The organism is Janthinobacterium sp. 67 (assembly GCF_002797895.1).
Lineage (GTDB): Bacteria > Pseudomonadota > Gammaproteobacteria > Burkholderiales > Burkholderiaceae_D > Janthinobacterium.
This window is the reverse complement of sequence record NZ_PGES01000001.1, coordinates 1,766,181-1,792,114: the sequence shown is the minus strand read 5'-3', so window position 1 is coordinate 1,792,114 and position 25,934 is coordinate 1,766,181. Positions and strand designations below refer to the sequence as shown.

Annotated in this window: 26 protein-coding genes and 2 tRNA genes; 18 read left to right on the top strand and 10 right to left on the bottom strand. The window is 60.8% G+C overall.

All coding sequences use genetic code 11. From position 1 onward, the window contains the following. Positions 1-64 precede the first annotated feature (64 nt). Together CLU90_RS29185 and CLU90_RS08000 are read right to left on the bottom strand one after the other, a co-directional pair. On the bottom strand, positions 65-646 hold the full coding sequence (locus tag CLU90_RS29185; RefSeq protein WP_139178305.1) for a hypothetical protein: 582 nt from the start codon (positions 644-646) through the stop codon (positions 65-67). Between the two features lie 163 nt (positions 647-809). Beyond that, positions 810-1,169, bottom strand: a complete 360-nt coding sequence (locus tag CLU90_RS08000) for a DUF1304 domain-containing protein (protein ID WP_100427638.1) — start codon at positions 1,167-1,169, stop codon at positions 810-812. A gap of 212 nt (positions 1,170-1,381) precedes the next feature. Between CLU90_RS08000 and sugE the strand changes: the two genes are divergently transcribed. Together sugE and CLU90_RS07990 are read left to right on the top strand one after the other, a co-directional pair. Next, the gene (gene sugE, locus CLU90_RS07995) at positions 1,382-1,702 is read left to right on the top strand and encodes a quaternary ammonium compound efflux SMR transporter SugE (RefSeq protein ID WP_046684095.1); all 321 of its coding nucleotides are present in this window, start codon (positions 1,382-1,384) and stop codon (positions 1,700-1,702) included. 23 nt (positions 1,703-1,725) lie between these two features. Then, complete coding sequence (locus CLU90_RS07990; RefSeq protein WP_070217979.1) at positions 1,726-2,055, top strand: SMR family transporter; 330 nt, start codon at positions 1,726-1,728, stop codon at positions 2,053-2,055. Here the strand turns inward: CLU90_RS07990 and CLU90_RS07985 are convergent, their stop codons facing one another. Then, positions 2,056-3,018 carry a succinylglutamate desuccinylase/aspartoacylase domain-containing protein gene (locus CLU90_RS07985; RefSeq protein WP_100427637.1) on the bottom strand — a complete coding sequence of 321 codons (963 nt, stop codon included), beginning with the start codon at positions 3,016-3,018 and terminating at the stop codon, positions 2,056-2,058. 139 nt (positions 3,019-3,157) lie between these two features. Between CLU90_RS07985 and CLU90_RS07980 the strand changes: the two genes are divergently transcribed. Then, on the top strand, positions 3,158-4,270 hold the full coding sequence (locus CLU90_RS07980; protein WP_198511172.1) for an acyltransferase family protein: 1,113 nt from the start codon (positions 3,158-3,160) through the stop codon (positions 4,268-4,270). Positions 4,271-4,273: 3 nt separating this feature from the next. On the opposite strand, the gene CLU90_RS07975 is transcribed toward CLU90_RS07980, so the two are convergent. Beyond that, complete coding sequence (locus CLU90_RS07975) at positions 4,274-4,738, bottom strand: hypothetical protein (RefSeq protein ID WP_100427636.1); 465 nt, start codon at positions 4,736-4,738, stop codon at positions 4,274-4,276. Positions 4,739-4,874: 136 nt separating this feature from the next. On the opposite strand from CLU90_RS07975, the gene CLU90_RS07970 reads away from it, so the two are divergent. From CLU90_RS07970 to CLU90_RS07915, 12 genes are all read left to right on the top strand, one after another. Further along, positions 4,875-4,951 (top strand) — tRNA-Val (locus tag CLU90_RS07970). A gap of 63 nt (positions 4,952-5,014) precedes the next feature. Next, a tRNA-Val gene (locus tag CLU90_RS07965) sits at positions 5,015-5,091 on the top strand. Positions 5,092-5,304: 213 nt separating this feature from the next. Next, positions 5,305-7,212: a threonine--tRNA ligase gene (gene thrS / locus CLU90_RS07960; RefSeq protein ID WP_070280420.1), complete on the top strand. Its 1,908-nt coding sequence runs from the start codon at positions 5,305-5,307 to the stop codon at positions 7,210-7,212. Between the two features lie 12 nt (positions 7,213-7,224). Further along, positions 7,225-7,785 carry a translation initiation factor IF-3 gene (infC, locus tag CLU90_RS07955; RefSeq protein WP_205711303.1) on the top strand — a complete coding sequence of 187 codons (561 nt, stop codon included), beginning with the start codon at positions 7,225-7,227 and terminating at the stop codon, positions 7,783-7,785. Between the two features lie 227 nt (positions 7,786-8,012). Beyond that, the gene (gene rpmI / locus CLU90_RS07950) at positions 8,013-8,210 is read left to right on the top strand and encodes a 50S ribosomal protein L35 (RefSeq protein ID WP_038493025.1); all 198 of its coding nucleotides are present in this window, start codon (positions 8,013-8,015) and stop codon (positions 8,208-8,210) included. A 26-nt stretch (positions 8,211-8,236) separates the two neighbouring features. After that, a complete protein-coding gene (gene rplT / locus CLU90_RS07945; protein WP_010399214.1) occupies positions 8,237-8,596 on the top strand; it encodes a 50S ribosomal protein L20 in 360 nt (119 codons plus the stop codon). A 147-nt stretch (positions 8,597-8,743) separates the two neighbouring features. Then, entirely contained in the window at positions 8,744-9,760 is a 1,017-nt protein-coding gene (gene pheS / locus CLU90_RS07940) for a phenylalanine--tRNA ligase subunit alpha (protein ID WP_034751917.1), read from the top strand. Between the two features lie 78 nt (positions 9,761-9,838). Then, entirely contained in the window at positions 9,839-12,265 is a 2,427-nt protein-coding gene (pheT, locus tag CLU90_RS07935) for a phenylalanine--tRNA ligase subunit beta (protein WP_100427635.1), read from the top strand. A gap of 170 nt (positions 12,266-12,435) precedes the next feature. Then, positions 12,436-12,783: an integration host factor subunit alpha gene (locus CLU90_RS07930; RefSeq protein ID WP_010399205.1), complete on the top strand. Its 348-nt coding sequence runs from the start codon at positions 12,436-12,438 to the stop codon at positions 12,781-12,783. Positions 12,784-12,793: 10 nt separating this feature from the next. Beyond that, positions 12,794-13,198 (top strand): MerR family transcriptional regulator, encoded by a 405-nt coding sequence (locus CLU90_RS07925; RefSeq protein WP_092714529.1) that lies wholly within the window; start codon positions 12,794-12,796, stop codon positions 13,196-13,198. Positions 13,199-13,399: 201 nt separating this feature from the next. Continuing rightward, positions 13,400-14,032, top strand: coding sequence for a response regulator (locus CLU90_RS07920; protein ID WP_034783185.1), 633 nt, complete (start codon positions 13,400-13,402; stop codon positions 14,030-14,032). Positions 14,033-14,176: 144 nt separating this feature from the next. After that, positions 14,177-15,592: a sensor histidine kinase gene (locus CLU90_RS07915; RefSeq protein WP_092714531.1), complete on the top strand. Its 1,416-nt coding sequence runs from the start codon at positions 14,177-14,179 to the stop codon at positions 15,590-15,592. Between the two features lie 64 nt (positions 15,593-15,656). On the opposite strand, the gene CLU90_RS07910 is transcribed toward CLU90_RS07915, so the two are convergent. Both CLU90_RS07910 and CLU90_RS07905 read right to left on the bottom strand, forming a co-directional pair. Beyond that, positions 15,657-16,466 carry a Crp/Fnr family transcriptional regulator gene (locus CLU90_RS07910; RefSeq protein WP_076571666.1) on the bottom strand — a complete coding sequence of 270 codons (810 nt, stop codon included), beginning with the start codon at positions 16,464-16,466 and terminating at the stop codon, positions 15,657-15,659. Positions 16,467-16,691: 225 nt separating this feature from the next. Then, the gene (locus CLU90_RS07905; protein WP_100427634.1) at positions 16,692-18,749 is read right to left on the bottom strand and encodes a methyl-accepting chemotaxis protein; all 2,058 of its coding nucleotides are present in this window, start codon (positions 18,747-18,749) and stop codon (positions 16,692-16,694) included. Between the two features lie 174 nt (positions 18,750-18,923). Between CLU90_RS07905 and CLU90_RS07900 the strand changes: the two genes are divergently transcribed. Then, positions 18,924-20,600: a peptide chain release factor 3 gene (locus tag CLU90_RS07900; RefSeq protein WP_092714743.1), complete on the top strand. Its 1,677-nt coding sequence runs from the start codon at positions 18,924-18,926 to the stop codon at positions 20,598-20,600. Between the two features lie 66 nt (positions 20,601-20,666). Here CLU90_RS07900 and CLU90_RS07895 read toward each other — a convergent pair whose 3' ends face one another. After that, entirely contained in the window at positions 20,667-22,559 is a 1,893-nt protein-coding gene (locus tag CLU90_RS07895) for a putative bifunctional diguanylate cyclase/phosphodiesterase (RefSeq protein WP_100427633.1), read from the bottom strand. A 453-nt stretch (positions 22,560-23,012) separates the two neighbouring features. On the opposite strand from CLU90_RS07895, the gene CLU90_RS30110 reads away from it, so the two are divergent. Continuing rightward, entirely contained in the window at positions 23,013-23,138 is a 126-nt protein-coding gene (locus CLU90_RS30110) for a hypothetical protein (RefSeq protein WP_269799991.1), read from the top strand. Between the two features lie 10 nt (positions 23,139-23,148). Further along, positions 23,149-23,556 (top strand): nucleoside diphosphate kinase regulator, encoded by a 408-nt coding sequence (rnk, locus tag CLU90_RS07890; protein ID WP_198511171.1) that lies wholly within the window; start codon positions 23,149-23,151, stop codon positions 23,554-23,556. Positions 23,557-23,607: 51 nt separating this feature from the next. Here the strand turns inward: rnk and CLU90_RS07885 are convergent, their stop codons facing one another. The 3 genes from CLU90_RS07885 to CLU90_RS07875 form a co-directional block, all read right to left on the bottom strand. Further along, positions 23,608-24,639, bottom strand: coding sequence for a transporter (locus CLU90_RS07885; protein WP_198511170.1), 1,032 nt, complete (start codon positions 24,637-24,639; stop codon positions 23,608-23,610). A gap of 107 nt (positions 24,640-24,746) precedes the next feature. Then, positions 24,747-25,442, bottom strand: coding sequence for a YXWGXW repeat-containing protein (locus tag CLU90_RS30175; protein WP_332870859.1), 696 nt, complete (start codon positions 25,440-25,442; stop codon positions 24,747-24,749). Positions 25,443-25,631: 189 nt separating this feature from the next. Continuing rightward, positions 25,632-25,868 (bottom strand): hypothetical protein, encoded by a 237-nt coding sequence (locus tag CLU90_RS07875; protein ID WP_100427631.1) that lies wholly within the window; start codon positions 25,866-25,868, stop codon positions 25,632-25,634. Between the last annotated feature and the right edge of the window lie 66 nt (positions 25,869-25,934).

The window sequence follows — 25,934 nt, the reverse complement described above, 5'->3', positions numbered from 1 at the left end:
CTCATGGCGGCAAGCGGTGGGCAAGACAGACAAGGGCGGCCTTTGCTTTGGCCACCCGGCTTTCTTAGCGCGATTCCAGCCAGCTTTTGCCGCCGGACGTGCACGTGCTGAGGCTGCTGTACTGGCTCACGTAGTTATAGCCGCTGCCGCAGCCGCCTTCGCCCGATTTGACGGGGCCGTAGCAAGCGCCTTCATAGCTGAGCTTACCATTGACGGTGGTGCTTTTGACACAGAAATTGTAGTTGCTTGCCGTGGTGTTGTTGGGCAAGGTGGTGCCATTGTTTTGCCCGCAGCCCAGTTCCTTGCTCACGCTGCGCGCATAGTCGACCATTTTCTGGTACGTGCCGCTGTAGTACGTGTCGGCAACGCTTTTCTGCCCCTGCTTGCAGGCGGCAACGACGCTGTCGTAGCCCGAGTCCGCCTGCGCGTAGTTGCCCGATACCTGGATGCCGCAGGCGCTGGCCTGCTTGCGTTCCGCGTCGCTGATCAGATTGCTGTACTGGCAGTTTGCCGAGGTGCCGCTGGTGCCGCCGGCGCTGGTGGAGCCGCTGCCCGAGCTGGTGTCGTCGCTGCCGCCGCCACCGCAGGCGGACAGCATGAGGCAGCCGAGCAAGGTGACGGCAAAGGTGGTTGGATGTGCTTGCATGATTTCCCCTGTGGACTGTGACGTGCCACCATGTATCTGGTGGTATCTTTTTTATTGCTACAAGGAATTGTATCGGGCATGTTTTTTGGAAACATCACCCATATGGGGTATGCGCAGGCGGCACGGAGCGTGGAAGAGCGGCCGGCTGGCCGCCCGGCAGGGATCAGGCGAAGTGGAACAGCAGCAAGGCGATGACGGCAGGCACGGTTTGCAGGTAGAGGATGCGCGTCATGACGGTGGCCGCGCCCCACACGCCGGCCACGGCGATGCAGGCCAGGCCGAACACGGTGAATGCATAAGCGATGGCCGCGTCCGGGTGAAAAAAGCCCAGCGCCAGCGCGGCGACCAGAAAGCCGTTGTAGCAGCCCTGGTTCGACATGGCGGGCCGCACGATCTCCGCCTTTTCCTTGGACAGGCCAAACACCTTGCGTCCGCGCGCATCGAACAGCACGGTTTCCAGCAGCACGATATACACGTGCAGCAGCAGGATGAGGGCGGTAAGGATTTTGGCCAGTAGCAGCATCGTTGTTCCCGAAAGTGAATGGATGCGGCAATTATGCCGCCAAGTGCATGTTTTTTGGCAACTTTCGATTAGAGCGGCCGCACTAGCGATAGTGTGCTTGGGGCAAGATTTTTCACCCAATGGTATACTTTTCCCTTTGCTCCTGTGGGGACGACCCCGCTCGATGTGGGGGCTGTATGGCGGGGACGACCCTGCCGCCTCGGGAGAAAAACATGGCGTGGATCATTCTGGTATTGGCGGGTTTGCTGGAAATCGGCTGGGCCATCGGCCTCAAATACAGTGCCGGCTTTACGCGCCTCGTGCCTTCCGTGCTGACGGCTGTTTCCATGGTGGGCAGCGTGGTGATGCTGGGCCTGGCCTTGCGCACCTTGCCGCTGGGCACGGCGTACGCCATCTGGACGGGCATCGGCACCGTTGGCACGGCCATCTTCGGCATCATGGTGCTGGGCGAACCGGCCAGCGCCGCGCGCATCGCCTGCATCGCCCTGATCGTGTCCGGCATCCTGGGCTTAAAACTGCTCAGCCCACAATAAAGGAAGCCAGCATGAGCCTCGCCATGACGTATTTCTACCTGGCCATCGCCATCATCGCCGAAGTGATCGCCACCAGCGCCTTGAAGGCCTCCGAGGGCTTCAGCCGCTTGTGGCCCAGTGTCATCACCGTGGTCGGCTACAGCATCGCCTTCTGGTGCCTGTCCCTGACCTTGAAGGTCATTCCTACCGGCATCGTCTATGCGATCTGGTCGGGCGTGGGCATTGTGCTCATTTCCGCCGTCGGCTGGTTCTGGTTCAAGCAAAGCCTCGATACGCCGGCCTTGATCGGCCTGGGGCTGATCATTGCCGGCGTGCTCGTGATTAACTTGTTTTCCAAGTCCGTCGGTCACTAATCAGAAACTGGCGGCAACCCGCGCCAGGTAATACCACTCGGCATTGGCTTGCGCGTTGACGTCCGGGAACAGGATGTAGGCGTCGAACTCGGCCGTCACGGGCGTGCCGTCCGCGCGCACGCCGATCTGCTCGCCCTGTTGCACCTTGTCAAAGCTGGACCAGGTCTTGATGAAGCGGTCGCCCGCATCGAGCTTGTCGTGCACGACAACCATGTTCAGCGCTTCCATGTCGGCATCGGCGATCGGTTCCGGCTGCGGCGCGTCGATGAAGCCGAGGAAGGCGAGCGTATTCATGATGGCGCGGTAGGCCACATCCGGCGCGGCCGGGTCCGCGTGCTGGCCGCATTCCAGGGTCAGCGCATAACCGCCCGTCGAGCGCATGTATTCCGTCGTGCCCACGCCGTAGCGCAAGACCATGCCCACCTGGTCGCTGCTGCCCAGGCGGCGCTGTACGCCGGCACCATACGTTTGCAGCCAGCCGTCGACGAAGCGGCGCACGCCCAGGCGGCGCGCCAGCGCGCGTTCCTTGTCTTCGTGCTTGAACGGTTGCAGCGGGCCATCGTTGTTGCGCGGCCCCACCATCACGAAAGGCTGGCTGTCGGCGTTGAACGAATGCAAGTCCAGCAGCACGTCGTGCTGGCCCAGCAGCGGGCACAGCCAGTTGGCGATGCGGTCTTCGAAATCCTGCGGATTGTCGTTCGGGAAGAGGTTGCGGTTCAGGTTGCGGTCGCCGCTGCGCACGCCCTTGGCGTAAGCGAGCGGGTTGGTGATGGGCACGAACGTGACGCTGCCGGCCGCGATGGAGAGGGCGCCGCTGTCGAGTTCAGCCATCACGCGGTGTATGCCCTTGGTGCCGCAGGTTTCATTGCCGTGTACGGCGCCGGTGACGATCAGGCGCGGGCCGCTGCCCTGGCCCGTGTAGTTGATGGACTTGAAGTGGAGTGCGCTGCTCATGCTGGACATATCCTATGCTGTTGCGGAAAGGGAAAGCGGGGTCGGCATATTTTAGCGGGATTCGCCACAGGCTCCCGTAAAAATGTGCGCGTGGCCGGGCTCGGCATGGCATGATCGGCGCCACCGTTGTTTTTCCTTGCCGAGATCCATGTCGTCTTCCTCATCTTCTTCGCGCCTGTCTGGCCTCGATACCCTGCGCGCGGCAGCCATCGTGCTCGTCTTCATGAACCATTATTTGCTGTTCGTCAGCGAGGGCGGGGCGTTTGGTTTCTGGGGCGAAATCGGCTGGACGGGCGTGGACCTGTTCTTTGCCCTCAGTGGCTATCTGATCGGCAACCAGATTTTTGCGGCCTTGCGCAGCGAGCACGGTTTTTCCTTGCCCCGTTTCTATGCGCGGCGCTTCCTGCGCACCTTGCCCAGTTTCTACGCCGTGCTGGCCCTCTATTATTTGTGGCCCGCGTTTCGCGGCGATAGTGTGTTATTGCCGCTGTGGAAATTCCTGACCTTTACGCAAAACATCAATCTGACGCCGGGTACGGCGTTTTCGCATGCCTGGTCGCTGTGCGTGGAAGAGCAGTTCTACGTGCTGCTGCCGGCCGTGGCGCTGTTGATCGCCGCCTGCCGCAAGTCCCTGCTGTGGGCGTGGGTGGCCGTGGCCGCCAGCTTTATCGTGGGCATGCTGGTGCGCGCCTATTTGTGGGATGAGTATGTGCAAGCGCCGCGCGGCGGCCTTGGCTATTACAAGTATATTTATTACGCGTCGTGGTGCCGCTTCGACGAGCTGGTGGCGGGTGTGGCGCTGGCGCTGCTGAGAAATTACCATCCGGCCGCCTGGACGCGCCTGACATCCCATGGCAACCGCAGCTTGCTCGCGGGAATCGCGGGCACGGCGCTGATGTTTTATGTATTCCTGAACGATCACTATGGCTACTGGGTGACGGTGTTCGGCTATCCTGCCCTGGCCGCCAGTTTTACCCTGCTGCTGATCGCGGCGTTGAGTCCCGCCAGTGCCCTGTATAAACTGCGCGTGCCGGGCGCGGCCAGCCTGGCCCTGTGGTCGTATGCGATTTATCTGCTGCACAAGCAGCTGTGCATTTTATTGCGGCCCTATTTGCAAGACTTTGGCCATGGCGCCGATAGCCTCACGGCGATACTGGTCAGTATTGCTGTCAGTATCGCCACGGGCTGGCTTTTATATGCATTGGTGGAAACGCCGTTCATGCGCTTGCGGGCGCGTTATGTGCCCGCCAATCATGCATGACGACTACATGTCGATGACGTCCAGCCCGCGCGGCGTGCCCACCAGCAATTCCAGGATGGCATGCACGCGCAGGTTCGTGTCTTCATGTTCCGTGTTGACGATCAGGGCGCGCAGGCCGGGCACGGCTTCCGTGATGTGGTCGCTGGCGTAGGCGTTGATCAATAACAAGACCAGGTCCGTGGCGCCCGCGCCGGGCTGGCGCCGCAGCCGGTCGTGGATCACGTTCAGCAGCGCGCGCTGCATGCGCGGCGTGGGATTGGTGATGTAGGCGAAGACGCTCGGCGTGTTGGCGATGGCTGCGCAGATGCGCCGTTCGATCTCGTCGGGTTTCACGTCGGAAGCGATATCGAAATACGCGGCGTCCCAGCGCGTGCGCGCATACGGATGATGGGGCGGGAAGGAGTCGGCCGTTTCAAAACCGCAAATGCGGCTCAGGGTTTTCAGCCAAGTTAGTATGGTGGAATTCATGCCCCGATTCTAGCGGCATTCAAGGCGCTGCGGGCCCCCTCCATATAAAGGAGGCTGACGCCCGGAGAATGATTAAAGTTTCCTGTAAAACAGCCCTTGTCATTCTGGGAAAGCCTCTCTATAATGCTGGTCTTCGGGGCGGTTAGTTCAGCTGGTTAGAATACTTGGTCGACATCCAAGGGGTCGGGGATTCGAATTCCTCACCGCCCACCAGAATTTGGCAGTAGATGGTTTTAAAGACGGTTGCTGATGCAGTAATCGATAAAAAAGTTTTACGGGCGGTTAGTTCAGCTGGTTAGAATACTTGGTCGACATCCAAGGGGTCGGGGATTCGAATTCCTCACCGCCCACCAGAATGCAGTTAAAGAGAAAGGGTAAACCGGTTATGACACCGCGAACTACTACCAAGCTTTGGGAGTGACGCTAGTCGAACGGGTTTCCTTTGTCTCAAGAAAGTGAAAAACGCGGCTAGTCCGCGTTTTTTTGCGTCCGCGTTTTCCTTTCAGTTTTTCAGTTCACACCACATTGCAGTTTTACCTGGCGCCAGCGCCGATATGGAGATCAATATGCTTACAATCCGACTTCCCGATGGTTCCGCCCGTCAATTCGACGGCCCGGTCACCGTGGCCCAGGTTGCGGCCAATATTGGTACCGGCCTGGCCAAGGCTGCCCTGGCCGGCAAGGTCGATGGCAAGCTGGTCGATACCTCCTATCTGATCGAGCAGGACGCGGAACTGGCGATCGTGACGGACAAGGACGCCGATGGCCTGGAAGTGATCCGCCACTCGACGGCCCACTTGCTGGCGTATGCCGTCAAGGAATTGTTCCCCGATGCACAAGTGACCATCGGTCCCGTGATCGACAATGGCTTTTACTATGACTTCGCCTACAAGCGTCCGTTCACGCCCGAAGATCTGACGGCGATCGAAAAGAAGATGGCCGAGCTGGCCAAGAAGGATGAGCAAGTCACGCGCAAGGTTGTCGCGCGCGACGAAGCCATCGAGTACTTCAAGGGCATCGGCGAAGCGTACAAGGCCGAATTGATCGGCTCGATCCCGGCCGACCAGGAAGTGTCGCTGTATTCTGAAGGCAAGTTCACGGACTTGTGCCGCGGCCCGCACGTGCCATCGACGGGCAAGCTGAAAGTGTTCAAGCTGATGAAACTGGCCGGCGCCTACTGGCGCGGCGACTCGAAAAACGAGATGCTGCAGCGTATCTATGGCACGGCCTGGGCCAAGAAGGAAGACCAGGAACTGTATCTGCACAACCTGGAAGAGGCGGAAAAGCGCGACCACCGCAAGCTGGGCAAGCAGCTCGATTTCTTCCATTTCCAGGAAGAGGCGCCGGGTCTGATCTTCTGGCACCCGAAAGGCTGGTCGATCTGGCAGCAAGTCGAGCAATACATGCGCAATGTGTACCAGGTCAATGGCTATCAGGAAGTCAAGGCGCCGCAAATTCTCGACCGCGGCCTGTGGGAAAAAACCGGTCACTGGGACAATTACCGTGAAAACATGTTCATCACGGAATCGGAAAACCGCGCCTATGCGCTGAAGCCAATGAATTGCCCTGGCCATATCCAGATTTTCAACAATGGCATGCGCAGCTACCGCGACCTGCCATTGCGCTACGGCGAATTCGGTCAATGCCACCGCAACGAGCCGTCGGGCGCCTTGCACGGCATGATGCGCGTGCGCGGCTTTACGCAGGATGACGGCCACATCTTCTGCCTGGAAGAGCAGATCGCCGGCGAAGTGACGGCGTTCCACCAGCAGGCGATGGATGTGTACACGGCTTTCGGCTTCACGAATATCGATGTGAAACTGGCCTTGCGTCCGGACAATCGCATCGGCACGGAAGAGTCGTGGGATTTTGCCGAGGAATCCCTGCGTTCGGCCTTGCGCGCCTGCGGCGTGGAATGGACGGAGTTGCCGGGCGAGGGCGCGTTCTATGGTCCGAAGATCGAGTACCATCTGAAGGATAGTCTGGGCCGCGCATGGCAAGTGGGCACGGTGCAGATCGATCCGTCGATGCCGGGCCGCCTGGGTGCGGAATACGTGGCAGTGGACAACACGCGCCAGGTGCCGATCATGCTGCACCGCGCGATCGTCGGTTCGCTGGAACGTTTCATCGGCATCCTGATCGAACACTATGCGGGTGCCATGCCGCTGTGGTTGTCGCCGGTACAAGTGTCGGTGTTGAATATTTCCGACGCTCAAGCTGATTATGTACAAGAAGTAACAACAAAACTGCGCAAAGCGGGGCTGCGCGTACAGGCTGATTTGCGTAACGAGAAGATTACCTATAAAATACGTGAACATTCCGTACAAAAATTGCCTTACATCTTAGTGATTGGCGACAAAGAGCGGGATGCGAATACAGTGGCCGTGCGGGCGCGGGGCAATGTCGATCTGGGCGTCATGTCCGTCGATGCCCTGATAGAGCGACTCAAACATGAAGTCGACACCAAGGCCTGACGAGGAAACTCGCTGCACGACCGTCTTACAAGATTTTTAAAGGAAATTACAATAGCTACTGACAAGTCACATCGCATCAATGGCGAAATCACTGCCCCTGAAATGCGTTTAAGCGGGGTCGATAACGAGCCACTCGGTATCGTAAGTTTGGCTGAAGCCTTCCGCCTGGCGGAAGAGGCAAACGTCGACCTGGTGGAAATTGCGCCTACCGCGCAGCCACCGGTGTGCCGTTTGATGGACTACGGCAAATTTAAGTATTCGGAGCAAAAGAAAGCTCACGAAGCCAAATTGAAGCAAAAGATCATCCTCGTGAAGGAAGTCAAATTCCGCCCGGGGACTGATGATGGTGACTACAATATCAAGTTGCGTAATCTCATCAAGTTCCTTGAAGATGGCGATAAAACCAAGATTACCTTGCGTTTCCGCGGTCGTGAGATGGCGCATCAGGATATTGGCTTCCGCATGCTGGAACGTCTGAAAGCCGATCTGGAGCCGTATGGCCAGGTCGAGCAGTTCCCGAAGATGGAAGGCCGCCAAATGATCATGGTTCTTTCGCCTAAGAAGAAGAAGTAAGATACAATAGCGTTTTACTGTGGGTGGAAACTGCTCGCGCCGGCATTGGCGCGGTGTCACACCCCAGGCAGAATTTGCGCGGCCCGGTCAGCAATGCCCGGGCCGCGCGAACTGTAGTGGACTCGCATCCGCTGCACAACATGTGAAAGCAGGCATCTAAGCGCAGCGTCGTGTTGCCACCTGCAATCCTGTTATAAATGGAGCTGTCCGTAAGAGGACAGATTGCTATGCCTAAAATGAAGACCAAAAGCTCCGCGAAAAAACGTTTTCGCGTGCGTCCAGGTGGAACAGTCAAGTCGGGTCACGCGTTCAAACGCCACATCCTGACCAAGAAAACCACCAAAAACAAACGTCAGTTGCGCGGTACCCGTAACATCAACGCATCGGATGTCACATCCGTCATGCGCATGATGCCGACTGCTTAATCTCACACTCAATTTAAGGAGTTACTATGCCTAGAGTAAAACGTGGGGTTACAGCTCGTGCCCGTCATAAGAAGATTCTTGTTCAAGCTAAAGGCTACCGTGGTCGCCGCAGCCGTGTATACCGTGTTGCCAAGCAAGCAGTTATGCGCGCTGGCCAATACGCTTACCGCGATCGCCGCAACAAGAAGCGCGTTTTCCGCCGCCTGTGGATCGCCCGTATCAACGCCGCTTCCCGTGAGCATGGCGTAACGTACAGCGTATTCATGAACGGCTTGAAAAAAGCAAATATCGAACTGGACCGTAAAGTCCTGGCCGATATGGCTGTGATGGACAAGCCAGCATTCGCTGCGATTGTCAACGCAGTTAAAGCAAAAATCGCTGCGTAAGCATCGGTTATTGCACAACGTCATCCGTAGGGTGACGTCATAAAGAGCGGGGCAGGGGTTTTAACACCTTATGCCCCGTTTCCGTTTTTGATTGTTGGACTTTTGATAATCGGGTCCAGAATTGATGTCCAAAACAGGAAATGCCGCATGAACTCCCTAGAAGAACTCGTCGTCTCGGCCCAGGCTGACTTTATCGCCGCCGCAGACGCTGCCGCACTTGAGAACGCCAAAGCCCGCTACCTGGGCAAGACTGGCCAGATTACCGAAATGATGAAGGGCCTGGGCAAGCTGGACCCGGACGCGCGCAAGGCGCAGGGCGCCCTGATCAACGCCGTCAAAGTGCAGATCGAAGACGCGCTGACGGCGCGCCGTGATGCATTGGCCGATGCGCAGATGCAAGGCCGTTTGAACGCCGAAGCGATCGACGTGACCCTGCCAGGCCGTGGCCGCATGCCAGGCGGCATCCATCCCGTGATGCGCACGTGGGAGCGGGTCGAGGAAATCTTCCGCTCCATCGGTTTCGACGTGGCCGACGGCCCTGAAATCGAAAACGACTGGACCAACTTCACGGCGCTCAACAGCCCGGAAAACCATCCAGCCCGTTCCATGCAAGATACGTTCTACATCGATGGCAACGACACCGATGGCAAGCCCTTGCTGCTGCGCACGCACACGAGCCCGATGCAGGTGCGCTATGCGCGCACGCATACGCCACCGATCAAGGTCATCGCGCCGGGCCGCACCTACCGCGTCGACAGCGACGCCACCCATTCGCCCATGTTCCACCAGGTCGAAGGCCTGTGGATCGCCGAAGACATCAGCTTTGCCGACTTGAAGGGCGTGTACCTGAACTTCGTCAAGGCCTTCTTCGAGACGGACGACCTGCAGGTGCGCTTCCGCCCGTCGTACTTCCCGTTCACGGAACCGTCGGCCGAGATCGACATCGCCTTTGGCTCCGGTCCATTGAAGGGCCGCTGGCTGGAAGTGTCGGGCGCCGGCCAGGTGCATCCGACCGTCGTGAAGAACTTCGGCCTCGATCCCGAGAAATTCATCGGTTTCGCTTTCGGTTCCGGCCTGGAACGCTTGACGATGCTGCGTTACGGCATCAACGACCTGCGCCTGTTCTACGAAGGCGACTTGCGTTTCTTGAAGCAATTCAACTAAACGTTGTTCCGTTTGATTCATGGCGCTTGAGCGCCTGTGCGCTCGCGCTGTGAGCTTTGACCCTTTGAAGGCTTGATTATGCAATTTTCCGAAAACTGGCTCCGTACCATGGTCGATCCGAAGATGACTTCGGACGAACTGGCCCATCTGCTGACCATGTCCGGTCTCGAAGTCGAGGACGTCGATCCTGTCGCCCCGCCGTTCTCGAACGTGGTGGTGGGCCTGGTCCTGGAGATGGAAAAACATCCGAATGCGGACCGCCTGAATGTATGCCAGGTCGATGTCGGCACGGGCACCATGCTCAACATCGTCTGCGGCGCGCCGAACGTGCGCCCGGGCTTGAAAGTCGTCTGCGCGATGGCCGGCGCCGTGCTGCCGCCTGGCGCCGATGGCAAGCCGTTTGAAATCAAGGTGGGCCAGCTGCGCGGCGTCGAGTCGCAAGGCATGCTGTGTTCCGCGCGCGAATTGAAATTGTCGGAAGAAAACGCCGGCTTGATGGAATTGCCGGACGACGCGCCGATCGGCCAGAATTTCCGCGATTACTTTGCGCTCAACGACTTGAAATTCACCATCAAGTTGACGCCAAACAAGGCGGACTGTCTGTCCGTGCTGGGCGTGGCGCGCGAAGTGTCGGCCTTGACGGGCGTGCCCCTGCATGCGCCGCAGTTCCGCACCGTGCCTGTTTCCAGCGATGAAATCCTGCCCGTGAAAGTGAGCGCGCCGGACCTGTGCGGCCGTTTCACGGGCCGTGTCATCCGCGGCTTGAACGCCAAGGCAGTCACGCCGGACTGGATGAAGCAGCGCCTCGAGCGCAGCGGCCAGCGTCCGCTGTCGGCCCTGGTCGACATTTCCAACTATGTCATGCTGGAACTGGGCCGTCCCAGCCATGTATTCGACCTGGCGAAGATCCACGGCAGCCTCGACGTGCGTTGGGGCAAGGCGGGCGAATCCGTCAAGCTGTTGAATGGCACTACCATTGCCGTCGACGAGTGGGTCGGTGTTATTGCCGACGATCAGGAAATCGAATCGCTGGCCGGCATCATGGGCGGCGACGCCAGCTCCGTGTCGGACGATACGGACAGCATTTACCTGGAAGCGGGATTCTGGTGGCCGAACGCCATTCAAGGCCGCGCACGCCGTCTGAATTTCTCGACCGATGCGGCGCACCGCTTCGAGCGCGGCGTTGATTTCGCCACCACCGTCGAGCACATCGAGCGCATTACCGCGCTGATCGTGGAAATCTGCGGCACGCCAGCGACCACCGTCGGTCCCGTCGACGACCACGTGGTGAACTTGCCGCAACGCCAGCCTGTGACGATGCGCACGGCGCGCGCGCAAAAAGTCATCGGCGTGCCGCTCAATGACGAGCTGATCGCCGACATCTTCACGCGCCTGGCCCTGCCATTTACTCTGGCCGACGGCGTGTTTTCCGTGACCTCGCCCAGCTACCGTTTCGACATCGAGATCGAGGAAGACCTGATCGAGGAAGTGGCGCGCGTGTACGGCTTTGAAAACATCCCGACCTTGCCGCCCGTGGCCGCGAACGTGATGCAGATTGCACCGGAAAATACCCGCTCCTTGTTTGCGGTACGTCATGAGCTGGCCGACCTGGGCTTCCAGGAAGTGGTTAACATGAGCTTTGTCGATACGGCATGGGAGCGCGATTTCTCGGGCAACACGAATCCGATCAAATTGCAGAACCCGATCGCCAGCCAGATGAGCGTGATGCGTTCCTCGCTGATCGGCAGCCTGATCGCGAACGTACGCTACAACCTGAACCGCAAGACGAACCGCGTGCGCATCTTCGAAGTGGGCGCCATCTACCAGCGCGACGACAGCGTGGAAAACGGCCCGTTGTCGGTGGCTGGCTACGCCCAGCCGAAGCGCGTGGCCGCCATGGCCTACGGCGCGGTGGCCGACGAGCAGTGGGGCCAGGCCTCGCGCACGGTCGACTTCTTCGACGTGAAGGCGGACCTGGAAGCGCTGTTCGCGCCGCTGGTCTTGCGTTTCACCAAGGCGGAACATCCGGCCCTGCATCCTGGCCGTTCGGCCAACGTGGAGCTCGATGGCAAGGTCATCGGTTTCATCGGTGAATTGCACCCGCGCTGGATGCAAAAGTACGACTTGCCGCTGGCGCCCGTGCTGTTCGAAGTCGACGCCGCTGCCTTGACGCAAAGAGTCGTGCCCGTGTACCAGGAAATCTCGAAATTCCCTGGCGCCAGCCGCGACCTGGCCGTGGTCGTCAAGCAATCGGTGGCCGTGCAGGATCTGCTCGACAGCTTCCATGCCGCCGCCAAGGCGAGCCCGGCGGCACGTATCGTGCAAGCCATTGTTTTATTTGATGAATATCGTGGAAAAGGGCTGGAAACGGATGAAAAAAGCCTTGCTTTCCGGATTAGCTTGCAAGATACTCAAAACACCCTGCAAGACGATGTCGTCGATGGCCTGATGGCTGTTCTGATCGATGCCGCCAAGCAGGGCCACGACGCGAAACTGCGTTCGTAATTACCGGACCGGCCGTCGCCTTGCGTGACGGCCTTTCCGTCGTTAATCGTAGACGAGCTTGCCATGTGGCGGGCTCGGGCGCACAGAAAAGGCAGGGCAGGAAAATTAATAACAGCGACGTTGATTCCGCCGTACTGCAATCCGCACTGGCCGCCGATTTGCATCGGGCCATGCTGGTTGCCAAAGTGCGCCAGGAAGCGGAAAAAGATTTACCCACCTTGACCAAGGCGGAACTGGCCGAACTGTTGTTCGAGCAAGTGGGCCTGAACAAGCGCGAAGCGAAGGATATGGTCGAGACCTTCTTTGACGAGATCCGCAACGCGCTCGAGCGTGGCGAAGCCGTCAAGCTGTCCGGTTTCGGCAATTTCCAGTTGCGCGACAAGCCGCAACGGCCGGGCCGCAATCCGAAGACGGGCGAAGAGATACCGATCACGGCGCGCCGTGTCGTGACCTTCCATGCGAGCCAGAAGCTGAAAAGCATGGTCGAAGAGACCAGTCCGCTGGCACGTGCTGCCTGAGTGAGTGGCGATGAACGAGCGCATCAGTAAAACCGAGTTGATCGCCTTGCCGCCCATTCCGGCGAAACGCTATTTCACGATCGGCGAGGTGAGCGAGTTGTGCGGCGTCAAACCGCATGTATTGCGCTACTGGGAGCAGGAGTTTTCCCAGCTCAAGCCGGTCAAACGACGTGGTAACCGCCGTTATTATCAGCACCATGAAGTGCTGCTGATACGCCGCATCCGCGAATTGCTGTACGAGCAGGGTTTTACCATCAGCGGCGCGCGCAACAAGCTCGACAGCCGTGGCGCATCGCATGCCAATGCCGACGAGCTGCCAGTACTGCCGGCCATGCCTGTCGTGCCGCAGGAAGCACCGCTGGACCGCGTATGGATACGCAATGAATTAATCGCAATTTTAAACTTGCTAAAATAAGATTTGTACCAATATAGGTGGAGTTGTCCGGTACCGGTTGACTATACTGCATGGGCGCTCCACGTTGGCGCCGACGCTACCGTACGGCGCGCCATATTTTGAATATAATGTTAATGTTGCGTTTTTGTTAGTGACGCTGAACCGGAACAGCGTTCAGGTTCCGGTAGTCTTTCCCAGGCCAGGAAAATTTAAGGGGAAACAATGATACGCGTTGCCATTTGTGATGATCACCAAATAGTACGAGCTGGATTCAAACAGATTTTTTCGTCGTCAAGCGATTTCAGTGTGGTGGCGGAAGCCGGTACGGGGCGTGAAGCGCTCGATATCGCCCGCCGCGAAATTTGCGATGTGCTCTTGCTCGATATCGCCATGCCCGATCAGAGCGGCATCGATACCTTGCGCACGATCCGCCAGGGACAGCCGGAATTGCCCGTGCTGATCCTCAGCGGCTATCCCGCGCAGCAATATGCGCTGAATTTGTTCAAGATGGGCGCGAACGGCTATCTGAACAAGGAATGCGAAGCGGACGAGCTGATGACGGCCGTGCGCACCGTGTTCCAGGGGCGTCGCTATGTCAGCTCCACCGTGGGCGAGTTGCTGGCGCAGTCCTTCGACCGCGACACGAATGCCGCCCTGCATACGGAATTGTCGGACCGCGAGTTCCAGGTCTTCCTGCGCCTGGCGCGCGGCGCTACCGTGTCCGATATCGGCGTGGCTCTGTCGCTGAGCATCAAGACGGTCAGTACTTACCGTACGCGCATCATGGAAAAAATGGGCTTGCAATCCAACAGCGACTTGACCTATTACGCAATGAAAAACAATTTGCTTGACTAGCGCTGCGGTGCGATCATGGAACCATGATCGCTCAGCCCGCTAGCCAGCACGACTTGTGCAGTGCAGCAGTTTGTGGCGAGGACTATAATTGGCCGGCGCCGGCGCTCTCTCCCGCGCCGAACCTTGCTAAGGATGCACACCAGGATGTATTTCACCGCTGAACCGGCCCCGAATCACCGCCTGCCCCTCTACAAGACGATCCTGTGCGTGACGTGCGCCTTGCTGCTTGTACTCAATGGTTTCAGTCTTTATCATAACCTGCAGTCGCTGAAGGGCACGAATGCCTTGCTCAGCCAGAGCGCCCGCGTGGCCGACCGCCTGCAGTACTTGAACGTGCTCGTGCTCGATGCGGAAAGCAGCTTGCGCGGCTATTTCATTTCCGGCTCCGAAACCTACCTGGGACCCTCGAAGACGGCCACCACGGAAATCGAGAACGAATTCAACGAGCTGCAAACCTTGCTTGCGGGCAGTCCCACCCAGCTGAAAAACCTGGGCCAGCTGAAAAGCCTGATCCGTCGCAAGATGTCGATGTTGCAACAATCGATCGACGTCTACAAGCAGGGCGGGTTGGCCGAGATCGTCAACATTTCCCGCGTCACCGATGACCGCGCCACCATGGACGAGATCCGCCTGCAGGTGGTAATCATGACGCGCGAACAGAATGAAGCGCTGTCGACCGGCAGCGCCGCCTTTTACCACGAGTACCAGAAAGCCGTGCTGCTCGGCATCGGCATCAATGCCCTGGCCATCCTTGTGCTGATCATGTTTTACCAGCTGGTGCGGCGCAGCTTCCAGAACCGCGCGGCCGTCGAGTATGCCTTGCAAAATGCCAATGACACCCTGGAATCGACGGTCAGCAAGCGTACCGAGCAGCTATCCGTGCTGTCGCGCCATTTGATCAGCGTCAACGAAGTGGAAAAAGCGCGCCTGGCGCGCGAGTTGCACGATGAGCTGGGCGCCAACCTGACGTCGATCAGCATGGACCTGGGCGCCGTCACGCAGCAACTGGCGCACACGCAGCCGGAACTGGCCGCGCAATTGCGCCGCGCCAAGGCCACCTTGCTGGAAACGGTGGAACTCAAGCGCCGCATCGTCGAGGATTTGCGCCCCAGCCTGCTGGACAACCTGGGCCTGTGCGCCGCCATCGAAAGCTATTGCGAGGATTTTGCGCGCATGAGCTCGGTTCGCTGCGAAACGGACGTGGCCATCAATATCGATAACCGCGAAGCAACCCTGACGATTGCCCTGTTCCGTATCGTGCAGGAATCGCTGACGAATATCATGAAATATGCGCGCGCCGGCATGGTCAGCGTGACCTTGAAACGCAATGAACAAGGCCTGGTGCTGCGCGTGATCGACGACGGCATCGGCATCACGGAAGCTGCGCTGCAAAAACCGATGTCGCACGGCTTGCTGGGCATGCGCGAGCGGGCCTTGCTGCTGGGCGGCACCCTTACCGTGCGCGCGGGACCGGAAGGCAAGGGGACATGCGTGGAAGCCGTGATTCCTTTGCCGCTGACGCCGGAACCGGAAGACATCGATGCGGATGCCGAGGCGTAAGGTAAGTTGACGCAAAAAAATGGCCAGGCATGCAGCCTGGCCATTTTTTTATGTATCTTGCGGATCAGCAGCGTGAGACGTCGCGCAGCAAGCGGTCATATTCCGTCTTGGCGACCTTGTAGCATTCGCCCGCATAGCATTCCAGGCCGGCGCGGTCCAGCACCGTGATATTGCCGCGGCGATAGTGGATCAAGCCTTCTTCCTGCAGCTTGCCAGCGGCGGCCGTGATGCTTTCGCGGCGCACGCCCAGCATGATCGAGATCAGCTCTTGCGTGACTTTCAATTCGTTCGATGGCGAACGGTCCAGGCGATCCAGCAGCCAGCGGCACAGCTTTTGCTCGATCGAGCTGTGGCGGCCGCCGACGGCGTTCTGCGCCATTTGCGCAAACAGGGCGTTGGTGTAGCGCATCAGCAGCTGGGGCAGGGCGCCGCCCTGATTGAAGGCGTCGCGCAAGCTTTGCGTTTTCAGGCGGTAACCGTAGCCGGCGCTTTGCACGACAGCCGTGCACATGGCGCGCTCGCCTGCCAGCAGCGAGGCACCGGCCACGCCTTCATGGCCGACGACGGCGATTTCCGTCGTGGCGCCATCTTCCATCACGTACAGCAGCGAAATGATGGCGGTGGTAGGGAAGTAGCTGTATTCGAGGTTGTTGCCGTAGGCGTACAGTTCCTTGCCGAAAGGCAGTTCCACCAGTTCCAGGTCTTCGAACAGCGATTCGAGCGCGGCGCGCGGCAGGGCGGCCAGCAATTCATTTTGTTGGGCACTGCTGAGGCTAACCCGCGACGCAAGCTTGATTTCCCGTCCGGCCGCCGGCATGGCGCGCGGCAGCAACTGATTCTTCTGGACCGGGGTGCTAAGTTGAGTATGGTTCATAGTATTCCTCACAGGCTTTTTACATCGGAGTGCGACTGCCGCGTTGCTGGTCAAAAAAAGTTGCCATATCCATGTGGTCACGGCTTTTTTTCGACCGCGCGGTGCAGATCGCGATGTAGCTACTTTAAAAGCTTATGTAAGTGGCGAACATAAGATTAGCAGTCGCCACTTTGTAGTCTATTTTGAGGCGGATTTGTAGTCCTTGTCCTACGTTCACACTTTTGACTAGCTAGCCTTGCGCCGTTCCGCGCGATTTTGTGATATGACGCGCGGTTTATTGGCGCTCCACAGGCCTGCCGGCCGCACGCTGGGCAAGCCGTCGCGCACGGTCGCGGCCGATGCCGGGCGCGTGGCAGGCGCCTCGTGTTCCCCCAGGCGGAAGCGGCTGACGGCCTGCGTCAGCGCCTCGCCTTCCTGGTGCAGGCGCTGCGAACCGGCGCGCGCTTCATCGACGAGGCCCGCGTTCTGGCGCGTCATGTCGTCGATTTGCGCCAGCGCCTGGTTGATGCGGGCGATCTCGCCATTCTGCTCGGCGCCGGCGCTGCTGATGCGTCCGATCACCACGGCCACCTGCTGCACGGCGTCGACGACCTGGCGCATGGTGCTGCCGGCGGCATTGACGAGGTCGCCGCCCGCATCCACGGTGGCGACGGAATCGCCGATCAGGCGCTTGATTTCCAGCGCCGCCTCGTTCGAGCGCTGCGCCAGGCTGCGCACTTCCGATGCGACGACGGCAAAGCCGCGCCCTTGCTCGCCGGCCCTGGCCGCTTCGACGGCCGCGTTCAGGGCCAGGATATTCGTCTGGAAGGCGATGCCGTTGATGACGCCGATGATGTCGACGATCTTGTGCGAGCTGGCCTTGATCGAGGCCATGGTGTCGACGACGGCGCCCACGGTCTGGCCGCCGCGCAGGGCTACGTCGGCCGCTGTCGCCACCAGCGTGCGTCCCTGTCCTACGTGGGCTTCGTTGCGGCCGACGGTGGCCGTCAGCTCGCGCATCGAGTCCACGGTGGCGCCCAGCGCATCGGCCTGCGTGGCCGTGTGGCCGGACAGGGCGGCGTTGCCCTGGGCGATATCGGCGCCGGCCGCCGCGATGACGGCCGCGCCGCCGCGGATTTCCTGTACCAGGGTGGCCAGGCCGTGCGTCATGGCGCCGAAGTCGCGCACCAGGTCGCCGATCTCGTCGTGCGCCTGCGAGGTGATGCGCTGCGACAGGTCGCCCGCCGCCGCCGCGCCGACTGCCACGCGCAATTGCGTCACGTCGCGCGCGAATGCGGCATAGAAGCCCGCGCACAGGTAGGCGGCGGCCAGCAGCACCAGCAGCATGGCCGCCAGGATCAGGCCGCGGCGCGCCTCGTCGCGGGCGATGCGTTGCGCCAGCAAATCGTCCAGGGCGCTGGCGGAAGCGCCGGAGAGCGCGTGCAGGGCGTCGATCGCCTGCATGCCGGCCGCGTGGAATTGCGCACCCGACGTCTGGTCGTAGGAATTCGTCACTTCGTTTTTCGTGCGTTCGAGAAAGGCCAGCGCGACCGGCACGGCTTTCAGGGCCGGCTGCACGCTGGCGCGCAGCTCCGGCCTGGCGGCGAGGATTTCGTCGAAGCGGGCCGGCAGGCGTTCCAGTTCGTGGCGCGCGATCAGGGCGTTGGCGTTGACCAGTTGATCTTCATTCGCTTCGAACAGGCCCGTGTCGATGTAGGCGGCGCCGCGCCCGGCGATGTCCGACAGGCTTTCGGCCAGGTCGGGCAGGGTGGCCGTGAAGGCGGCGCTCAGGTGGTTGGCGCCCGCGTCCGGGTCCAGGCTCAGGTGCGAGCGGTCGGCCACCAGCTGGCCCAGTTTGGCCGCCTGGCGCAGCAGCGCCGTGTGCGCCGCGTAACTGTCGCGCGCCGCGACGCCGGCCTGGCGGCCCAGCAGGGCTTGCCACTGCTTGTTCAGCGCCACCGCCTGCGGCAGGCCGGCGCCCGCCGGCAGGCGCGCCAGGGCCGCCAGCGCGGCCGTGATGCGCGCGTTCAGGGCCGTATTGTCCATGCCCGCCTTGCCGCTCAGGCGCAAATGTTCGAGGCCGCGCCGCTGCTGCAGCAGGCGCGTGCCTTGCTGCAACTGGCGCACATAGGCCACGCCACGCTGCGCGTCCTGCGCCTGGGCCAGCGATTTGCCCAGCTCCGAGATCAGCAGGGTGGTCGCCAGCGCCAAAGGCAGCAGGAAGACCAGGCTGACAAGCATGAATTTGGGCAGCAGGCGCAAACGCTGCATGAGTCGGATGGCGGGAGTGAGGAGGATTTTCATCGGGTTTCCAGGGAAGAGTGGCAACATTTCTGCAGTGCAATGTTGCCTGTGGATTGTGACCCCTTGATGAAGTGGCCAATTTTGCCGTTCGCCAGAGTGAAGCAGTTCACACGGAAGGCCGATCCTTCTGTAAAATCGAGGGTTTTTTGCGAGGGCCATATTATGGTCACCAATATGGCCAACGAGAACGACATCAACACCCCCGATTCCAGCGACAGCGCGGACAGCGCAGCAGCGCCGGCGAGCAGCAAGGCGCCGGCCGTGATCGCGCGCGAAGTGCAGCGCCGCCGCACCTTCGGCATCATTTCCCACCCGGATGCGGGCAAGACCACCCTGACGGAAAAACTGCTGCTGTTCTCGGGCGCGATCCAGATGGCCGGTACCGTCAAGGCGCGCAAATCGGGCCGCCACGCGACGTCGGACTGGATGGAGATCGAGAAGCAGCGCGGCATTTCCGTCGCTTCCTCGGTGATGCAGTTCGAATTCCGCGACCACGTCGTCAACCTGCTCGACACCCCGGGCCACCAGGACTTCTCGGAAGATACCTACCGCGTGCTGACGGCGGTCGACTCGGCGCTGATGGTGATCGATGCGGCCAAGGGCGTGGAAGCGCAGACGATCAAGCTGCTGGCCGTGTGCCGCATGCGCAATACGCCGATCGTCACCTTCATGAACAAGATGGACCGCGAGACGCGCGATCCGCTGGACCTGCTCGACGAACTTGAATCGGTGCTGAAGATCCAGTGCGCGCCCGTCACCTGGCCTATCGGCATGGGCAAGAACTTCCGCGGCGTGTACCACCTGCTGAACGATGAGATCATGCTGTTCAAGGCCGGTGAAGAGAAGGCCGACGGCGCCTTTGAAATCATCAAGGGCATCGACAACCCGCGCCTGCAGGAGATGTTCCCGCTCGAGATGGACCAGCTGCGCATGGAAGTGGAACTGGTGCATGGCGCATCGAACCCGTTCAACCTGGAAGAATTCCTCTCCGGCGTGCAGACGCCCGTGTTCTTCGGTTCGGCCATCAACAACTTCGGCGTGCGCGAGATTCTGTCCGCGCTGGTCGACTGGGCCCCGGCGCCGCGCCCGCGCGACGCCACTGTGCGTTCCGTCGATCCGACCGAGCAGCCATTTACCGGTTTCGTCTTCAAGATCCAGGCGAACATGGACCCGGCCCACCGCGACCGCATCGCGTTTTTGCGCGTGTGCTCGGGACGTTTCGAGCGCGGCATGAAGGTCAAGCACTTGCGCCTGGGCCGCGAGATCAAGGTGTCGAACGTGGTGACGTTCATGGCATCGTCGCGCGAACAGGTGGAAGAGGCGTACGCGGGCGACATCATCGGCTTGCCGAACCACGGCAACATGCAGATCGGCGACAGTTTTTCTGAAGGCGAGATGCTGACGTTTACGGGCATCCCGTACTTCGCGCCGGACTTCTTCCGCTCCGTGCGCATCCGTAATCCGCTGAAGATCAAGCAGTTGCACAAGGGCTTGCAGCAGCTGGGCGAAGAGGGCGCGGTGCAAGTGTTCAAGCCGGTGCAGGGCGGCGAACTGGTACTGGGCGCCGTCGGCGTGCTGCAGTTCGAAGTGGTGGCCAGCCGCCTGCTCAACGAGTATGGCGTCGACGCCGTGTTCGAAGGCACGAGCATCAGCAGCGCCCGCTGGGTCAGCTGCGACGACAAGCGCATCCTGCAGGATTTCGAAAACGCGCTCGGCCACAACGTGGCCTACGATGCGGCCGGCAACATGGCCTACCTGGCCACGTCGGGCGTGAACCTGCGCCTGACGGAAGAGCGCTGGCCGAAGCTGAAGTTCCACGCGACGCGCGAGCATTCGGCCAAGCTGGCTTGATGTGGTGAAGTACCGGGGTCAGACCCGCCGGGTCTGACCCCAGCCTTTGCTTGGGGCGTAGTTGACCTACACCGGCAAAATCGTGCGCGTACTCCAGTCGCGCCGCTCCAGCAGCAAGGCCGTCAGCTGCGCCGCCGTCATCGGACGCGCGAAGAAGAAGCCCTGCACGTTGTCGCAGCCCGCCGTTCTCAAAAACTCCACCTGCCGCAAGGTTTCCACCCCTTCGGCCACCACTTTCAGATGCAGGCTGTGCGCCATGGCGATGATGGCCGTGACGATGGCTTCGCCCTCGCCGGGCAGGTCGCGCACGAAGCTGCGGTCTATCTTCAATTGATCGATCGGCAGGCGCTTCAGGTAGGACATCGAGGAATAGCCGGTGCCGAAGTCGTCGACCGACAGGTGGATGCCCGCTTCCTGCAGGCGCCGCATCAGTTCCACATTGGCGTGGATATTGTCCATCAGGACCCCTTCCGTGATTTCCAGCTCCAGCAAGCCATGCGGCAGCTGCGTTTCGTGCAGGATGGCGTGGATATCGTCCATCAGGCCCGGGTCGCGCGCCTGGCAGGCCGACAGGTTGACGGCCACGTGTTCCAGCGAATCGAGCAGGCCCGCCTTGTACCAGGCGGCCGCCTGGCGGCAGGCGCTTTGCAGCACCCAGCGTCCCAGGTCGACGATGATGCCGCTTTCCTCGGCCACGGGAATGAATTCGGCTGGGCTCAGCTGGCCCATTTCGCGGCAGTTCCAGCGTATCAGCGCTTCCACGCCGACGATGCGCCCGCTGCGCAAATCGATCTGCGGCTGGTAGTGCAGATACAGTTCCTCGTTTTGCAGCGCGCGGCGCAGGTTCGCTTCCATGCGCAGGCGGCGCTGGGCGCGCAATTCCATTTCGGCCTTGAACACGGCGTAGCGGTTCTTGCCCTGGTGCTTGGCATGGTACATGGCCGTATCGGCATTGCGCGTCAGGGTGGCCACGTCATGGGCGTCGAACGGATACAGGCTCACGCCGATGCTGGCGCTGACGTACAGCTGGTGGCCTTCGAGGTCGAACGGTTCGGCCAGCACGGCGAGGATCTTGCGCGCCACGCTGGCCATTTCCGAGCTGTCGTCGGCCGGTTCGACGATGACGACGAATTCGTCGCCGCCGATGCGGCAGATGATGTCGGTGCCGCGCAGGATGGCCACCAGGCGCTCGGACACGAGCTTGAGCAGCTGGTCGCCGCAGTGGTGGCCCAGGGTATCGTTGACCACCTTGAAGTTGTCCAGGTCCAGCAGCAGCAGGCCCACGCTGCTGTCCTGGCGGTCGGCGCGCGCCAGCGCGTAGGCCAGGGCGTCGTTGAATTCATGTCGGTTCGGCAGCTGCGTGACGGAGTCGACGTGGGCCAGGTAATGCAAATGGTTTTCCGCCTGCTGGGCGGCGGTGCGCGTGCGGCGCACCATCAGGAACGTCAGGCCGAACGCGCACAGGCAGACGAGCAGGGTGAAGGCGGCAAATTGGGCCAGGCTGGCGTACAGCGGCGCCAGGCTGGCGTGCAGGTACAGCGCACCGCCGCCGGGCAAGGCTTTCAATATCGTGGCGCCGCCGTCCAGGTAATCAAGGTGCAGGCCGTTGCGCGGCGCGGCGGGCGCGGCGTCGGTGCTGCTGCGCGCGTAGCGGGCAAAGGGCGCGCCGTACGGGTTGTAGAGCAGCGCTTGTCGGACGTGCGGGGCGGCGGCGAGGGAAGCAAGAAGTTGTTGTGCTGCAAGATGGTTGCCCTGGCGCAGGGCCTCGGCGGCGGCGGGCGCCAGCATGTCGGCCTGGATGTGCAGGTTGCGCTGGAAGGATGACTGGAGGGAAAATAATTGGAAGAGGATCAGCAGCAGGCTGGCCATGGCCAGCATGGCCGCCGCGGCCAGCAAATTCAGCCGGGCTATCCGGTCGCCGCGCAATTGCGCCGAGGGCAGCATCAATGGCGCCATCATGACGCATTCTCCTGCCGGCCCCGCTTGCCGCCGCCCCGTGTGATGCCGCCTCGCCCTGCCATACTTTACGTTCCAGTCTGATGAAAACCGAAGTGAGCCGGAACTCTCAACGTGTTGCCAAGTGTTGCTAAGGCCGACATATTGTCATTTTGCAGCGTGAAAGTACAGGGCGCGCGGCAATTTAGTGCCCATGCCGCGCACCGGTGGCAGCTGGCAGGGCGACGAGACAGATGAAAAAGGCGGGCGTGTCTTTCTAATAATAATTCATGCTGAATTTTAATCCTTTTTTTGCTCGCCGTTTTTTTTCTCTTAAAACAATGCTGACAGTAAACAAAATCCAGCAAGAATAACTTCAATGCCGCTGGCTATCGCGGTGCAGATTAACTTTTTGTCTATATCGACCATTGCAAGTCATTGATTTTAATAAATTTTAAGGAAGAATGCGAGAACGCTATGGCCTTGCTCCGCGAGTTCGTCCATAATCCGCTGATGATGGACGTCCTGATGCTGTTTGTTTTGTCTGCCGCGGCCAAGTCAGCAGCCGCCGGCAAAACCGGACGTCGCCCTGATGATCAATAGTGAGGATATCTTGGAAAAAAAACCAAAAATTATTTTGTCGTCACAAGACCTGGAACGACTGGAAGCGTTGTTGTATGCCTTGGGTAACAACTTGTCGCCGGACAAGGCCGCCTTGCTCGACGAGCTGGGCCGCGCCGAGGTGCTCGAGCCGCAAGAGATCCCGCCGACCGTCGTGACGATGAATTCCACCGTGCGCTTCACGGTGGAAAACAAGGAGGAATTCTGCCTGACGCTCGTGTATCCGAAGGACGTGGAAGGCCCGGCCGACCGCATTTCCGTGCTGGCGCCCGTCGGCAGCGCGCTGCTGGGCCTGTCCGTGGGCGACAGCATGGCCTGGCCCATGCCCGGCGGCGTGGTCAAGGTCAAGATCGAGGAAATCGTTTACCAGCCTGAACGGGCTGGCGAATACCACCGATAAGCAGTCACGGCGGACGGCGCCCGCCGTTCGCCTGCCAGGCCGTGCTTTCGCTTAAGAACTATTGCGTTGCACGCGCACCACCAGCCATCCCGCCACGACCGTAAACGTGACGATGATGGCGACGATGATCCAGAAGCCCTGCGGATGCTGGGCCAGCGGAATCCCCCCCACGTTCATGCCCAGCATGCCGGCGATGATATTGATCGGCAAGGCCAGCACGGTGACGATGGTCAGCACGAACAGGCTGCGGCTGTTTTCCTCGTTGACGCTGGCGGCGATCTCCTCCTGCAGCAATTTGATGCGTTCCTGTAGCGAGGACATGTCGCTGAGCACGACGGAAAACTCTTCCGTCGACTGGCGCAATTCCAGGCTGTCGAGCTCCGATACCCACGCGGGCGGGCGTTGCAGCAGTCGGAACAGGGCGGCCGGTTCCGGCGCCAGCAGGCGCTGCAGCCGCACCAGCACGCGCCGCATGGCGCCCAGGTCTTCGCGTTTCGGCACCAGGCGCCCGGCCAGCAAGTGGTCTTCGATATCGTCGACCCGCGCCACGGCGTCGCGCACGATGTTGACCAGCACGTCGGCCTGGTCGCGCAGCAGATGAATCAGCAGCTCCACCGATGAGCGGATCGGCTCGTGGTTCTTGATGACGGCCTGGCGCAGGCGCTCGATCGACTGCAGCGGCGCGCGGCGCGCCGTGATGACGAGGTCTTGCGCCACGCTGGCCCACATGGTGGAAATGTCGGACGCCTCGAACGAGAAATTGTGCACCACATCGTTGACCACGGCGATCAGGGTGTTTTCCGCCTGTTCGATGCGCGTGGAACGGGAACCCTGGTGCAGGGTTTCATAGAATTCGTCGGCCAGCTGCGTGTGCGCCATCAGCCATTTTTCGCTGGCCGCATGCGACAGATTGAAATGCAGCCAGACGAATTCCTGCGCCGGCCTGGCCGCGCCATCGGCCAGCCAGGCCAGCGCGGCCGTCGAGTCGAGGGCCAGCGGCTGCGCCTCGCGGCCAAACAGGAAGCCCCAGACCAGGCCCGAAGTATCCGAACCGTAGGTAAAACCGGCAGTTTCCATCGCCATCGTGAATCTTTCTCGCGCAGTGTAATTGATCGTCGCGCGATTTTAATACACGGATGTGTCGGGAAAATGACAAGGCCACCGCGAAGGGTAGCCTTGCTGTTCGCTACTTAGTAGCGGCGAGGGTTGTCGGGCCTGCGGTCGTCGCGGTTCGGAACTCCGTCGCCGTCGCGGTCGTGGCGGTTGCCATTGTCGCGGTCATAGCGGTTGGGGATGCCGTCGTGGTCACGGTCGCCGTTCGGACCGCGCGACCAGCGGCCTTGCTCCATCTGCCAGCGGCCGTCGCGCTGGTTCCAGGCGGGCGGCGCATACACGTAGCCCGGGCGTTCGGCGATCCATACGCCTGGCGTCCACGCGTAGCGCTGGCTGCGCCATTCCCAGTGGCCGGGCGCCCAGACGTAGCCGTGGCGCGCGCGCGGGATGGCTTCCCGGCGCGGCGGCGGCGGGGCGATGCGGATGTCGTCATAGCGCACGGGCAGCACCTGTGCCTCGACCCAGCCGCCACGGTCCAGGCGCCAGCGGTTGTTCTCCTGTATCCATGCGGCGCGGCGGTACTGGTTGCCGCCCCGTTCGCGCAGCCATTCGCCGTCGGTCCAGACGTGGCGCTGGCCATCCCAGTTCCAGTAGCCTGGCGCCCAGACATAGCCGGCGCGCGGCGCGGGCACGCTTTCAAACCGTGGCGGAGGCGGGGCGTTGCCGATGACAATGCTGACGCCGACCTGGCCTTGGGCCATCGCTTGCGCAGGCAGGAAAGCCGCGGTGCTGATGGCAAGCATGGCTGCTGCGTAGAGTGTGATGGGTTTCATGATGTGCTCCATTTCGGTGATTGCTTGAAATGGACTATAGGCGCTTGCAGGCGGGCAGATCGCCTTTGATTCAACTTATTACAATTGACACAATGCTGTGTGGCCGTGTATCCGTGGCCGATACAAATGGCGGCCTGGCGCGGCGGGATTCAAACGCGCGCCAGGCGGCGTGGGATCAGCATCGCAGGCTCACAAGGTGCTGGCGGTGGCGTTGCCCAGCAAGGCTTGCCGTTCCTCGATCAGCGAGATTTTCTTTTCCTGTTCCGTCAGGCGCTTGGCACTGACCACCACGACGGGGATGGCGTTCGCTTGCACCACGTCGGCCGTCCTGACCGCCGATGGCTGCATGAAGCTGGCATAGCTGGCGCCGCAGGCGATGGCGACGGCGATGGTGAAGATGGCTTCCATGTTTTTCAAGGCTTTCATGATGGTTCCTTTCGGGTGGCGGGTGGGTATGCATGCACTGTAGCCATGCGCGGGCCGGCGCGCCAT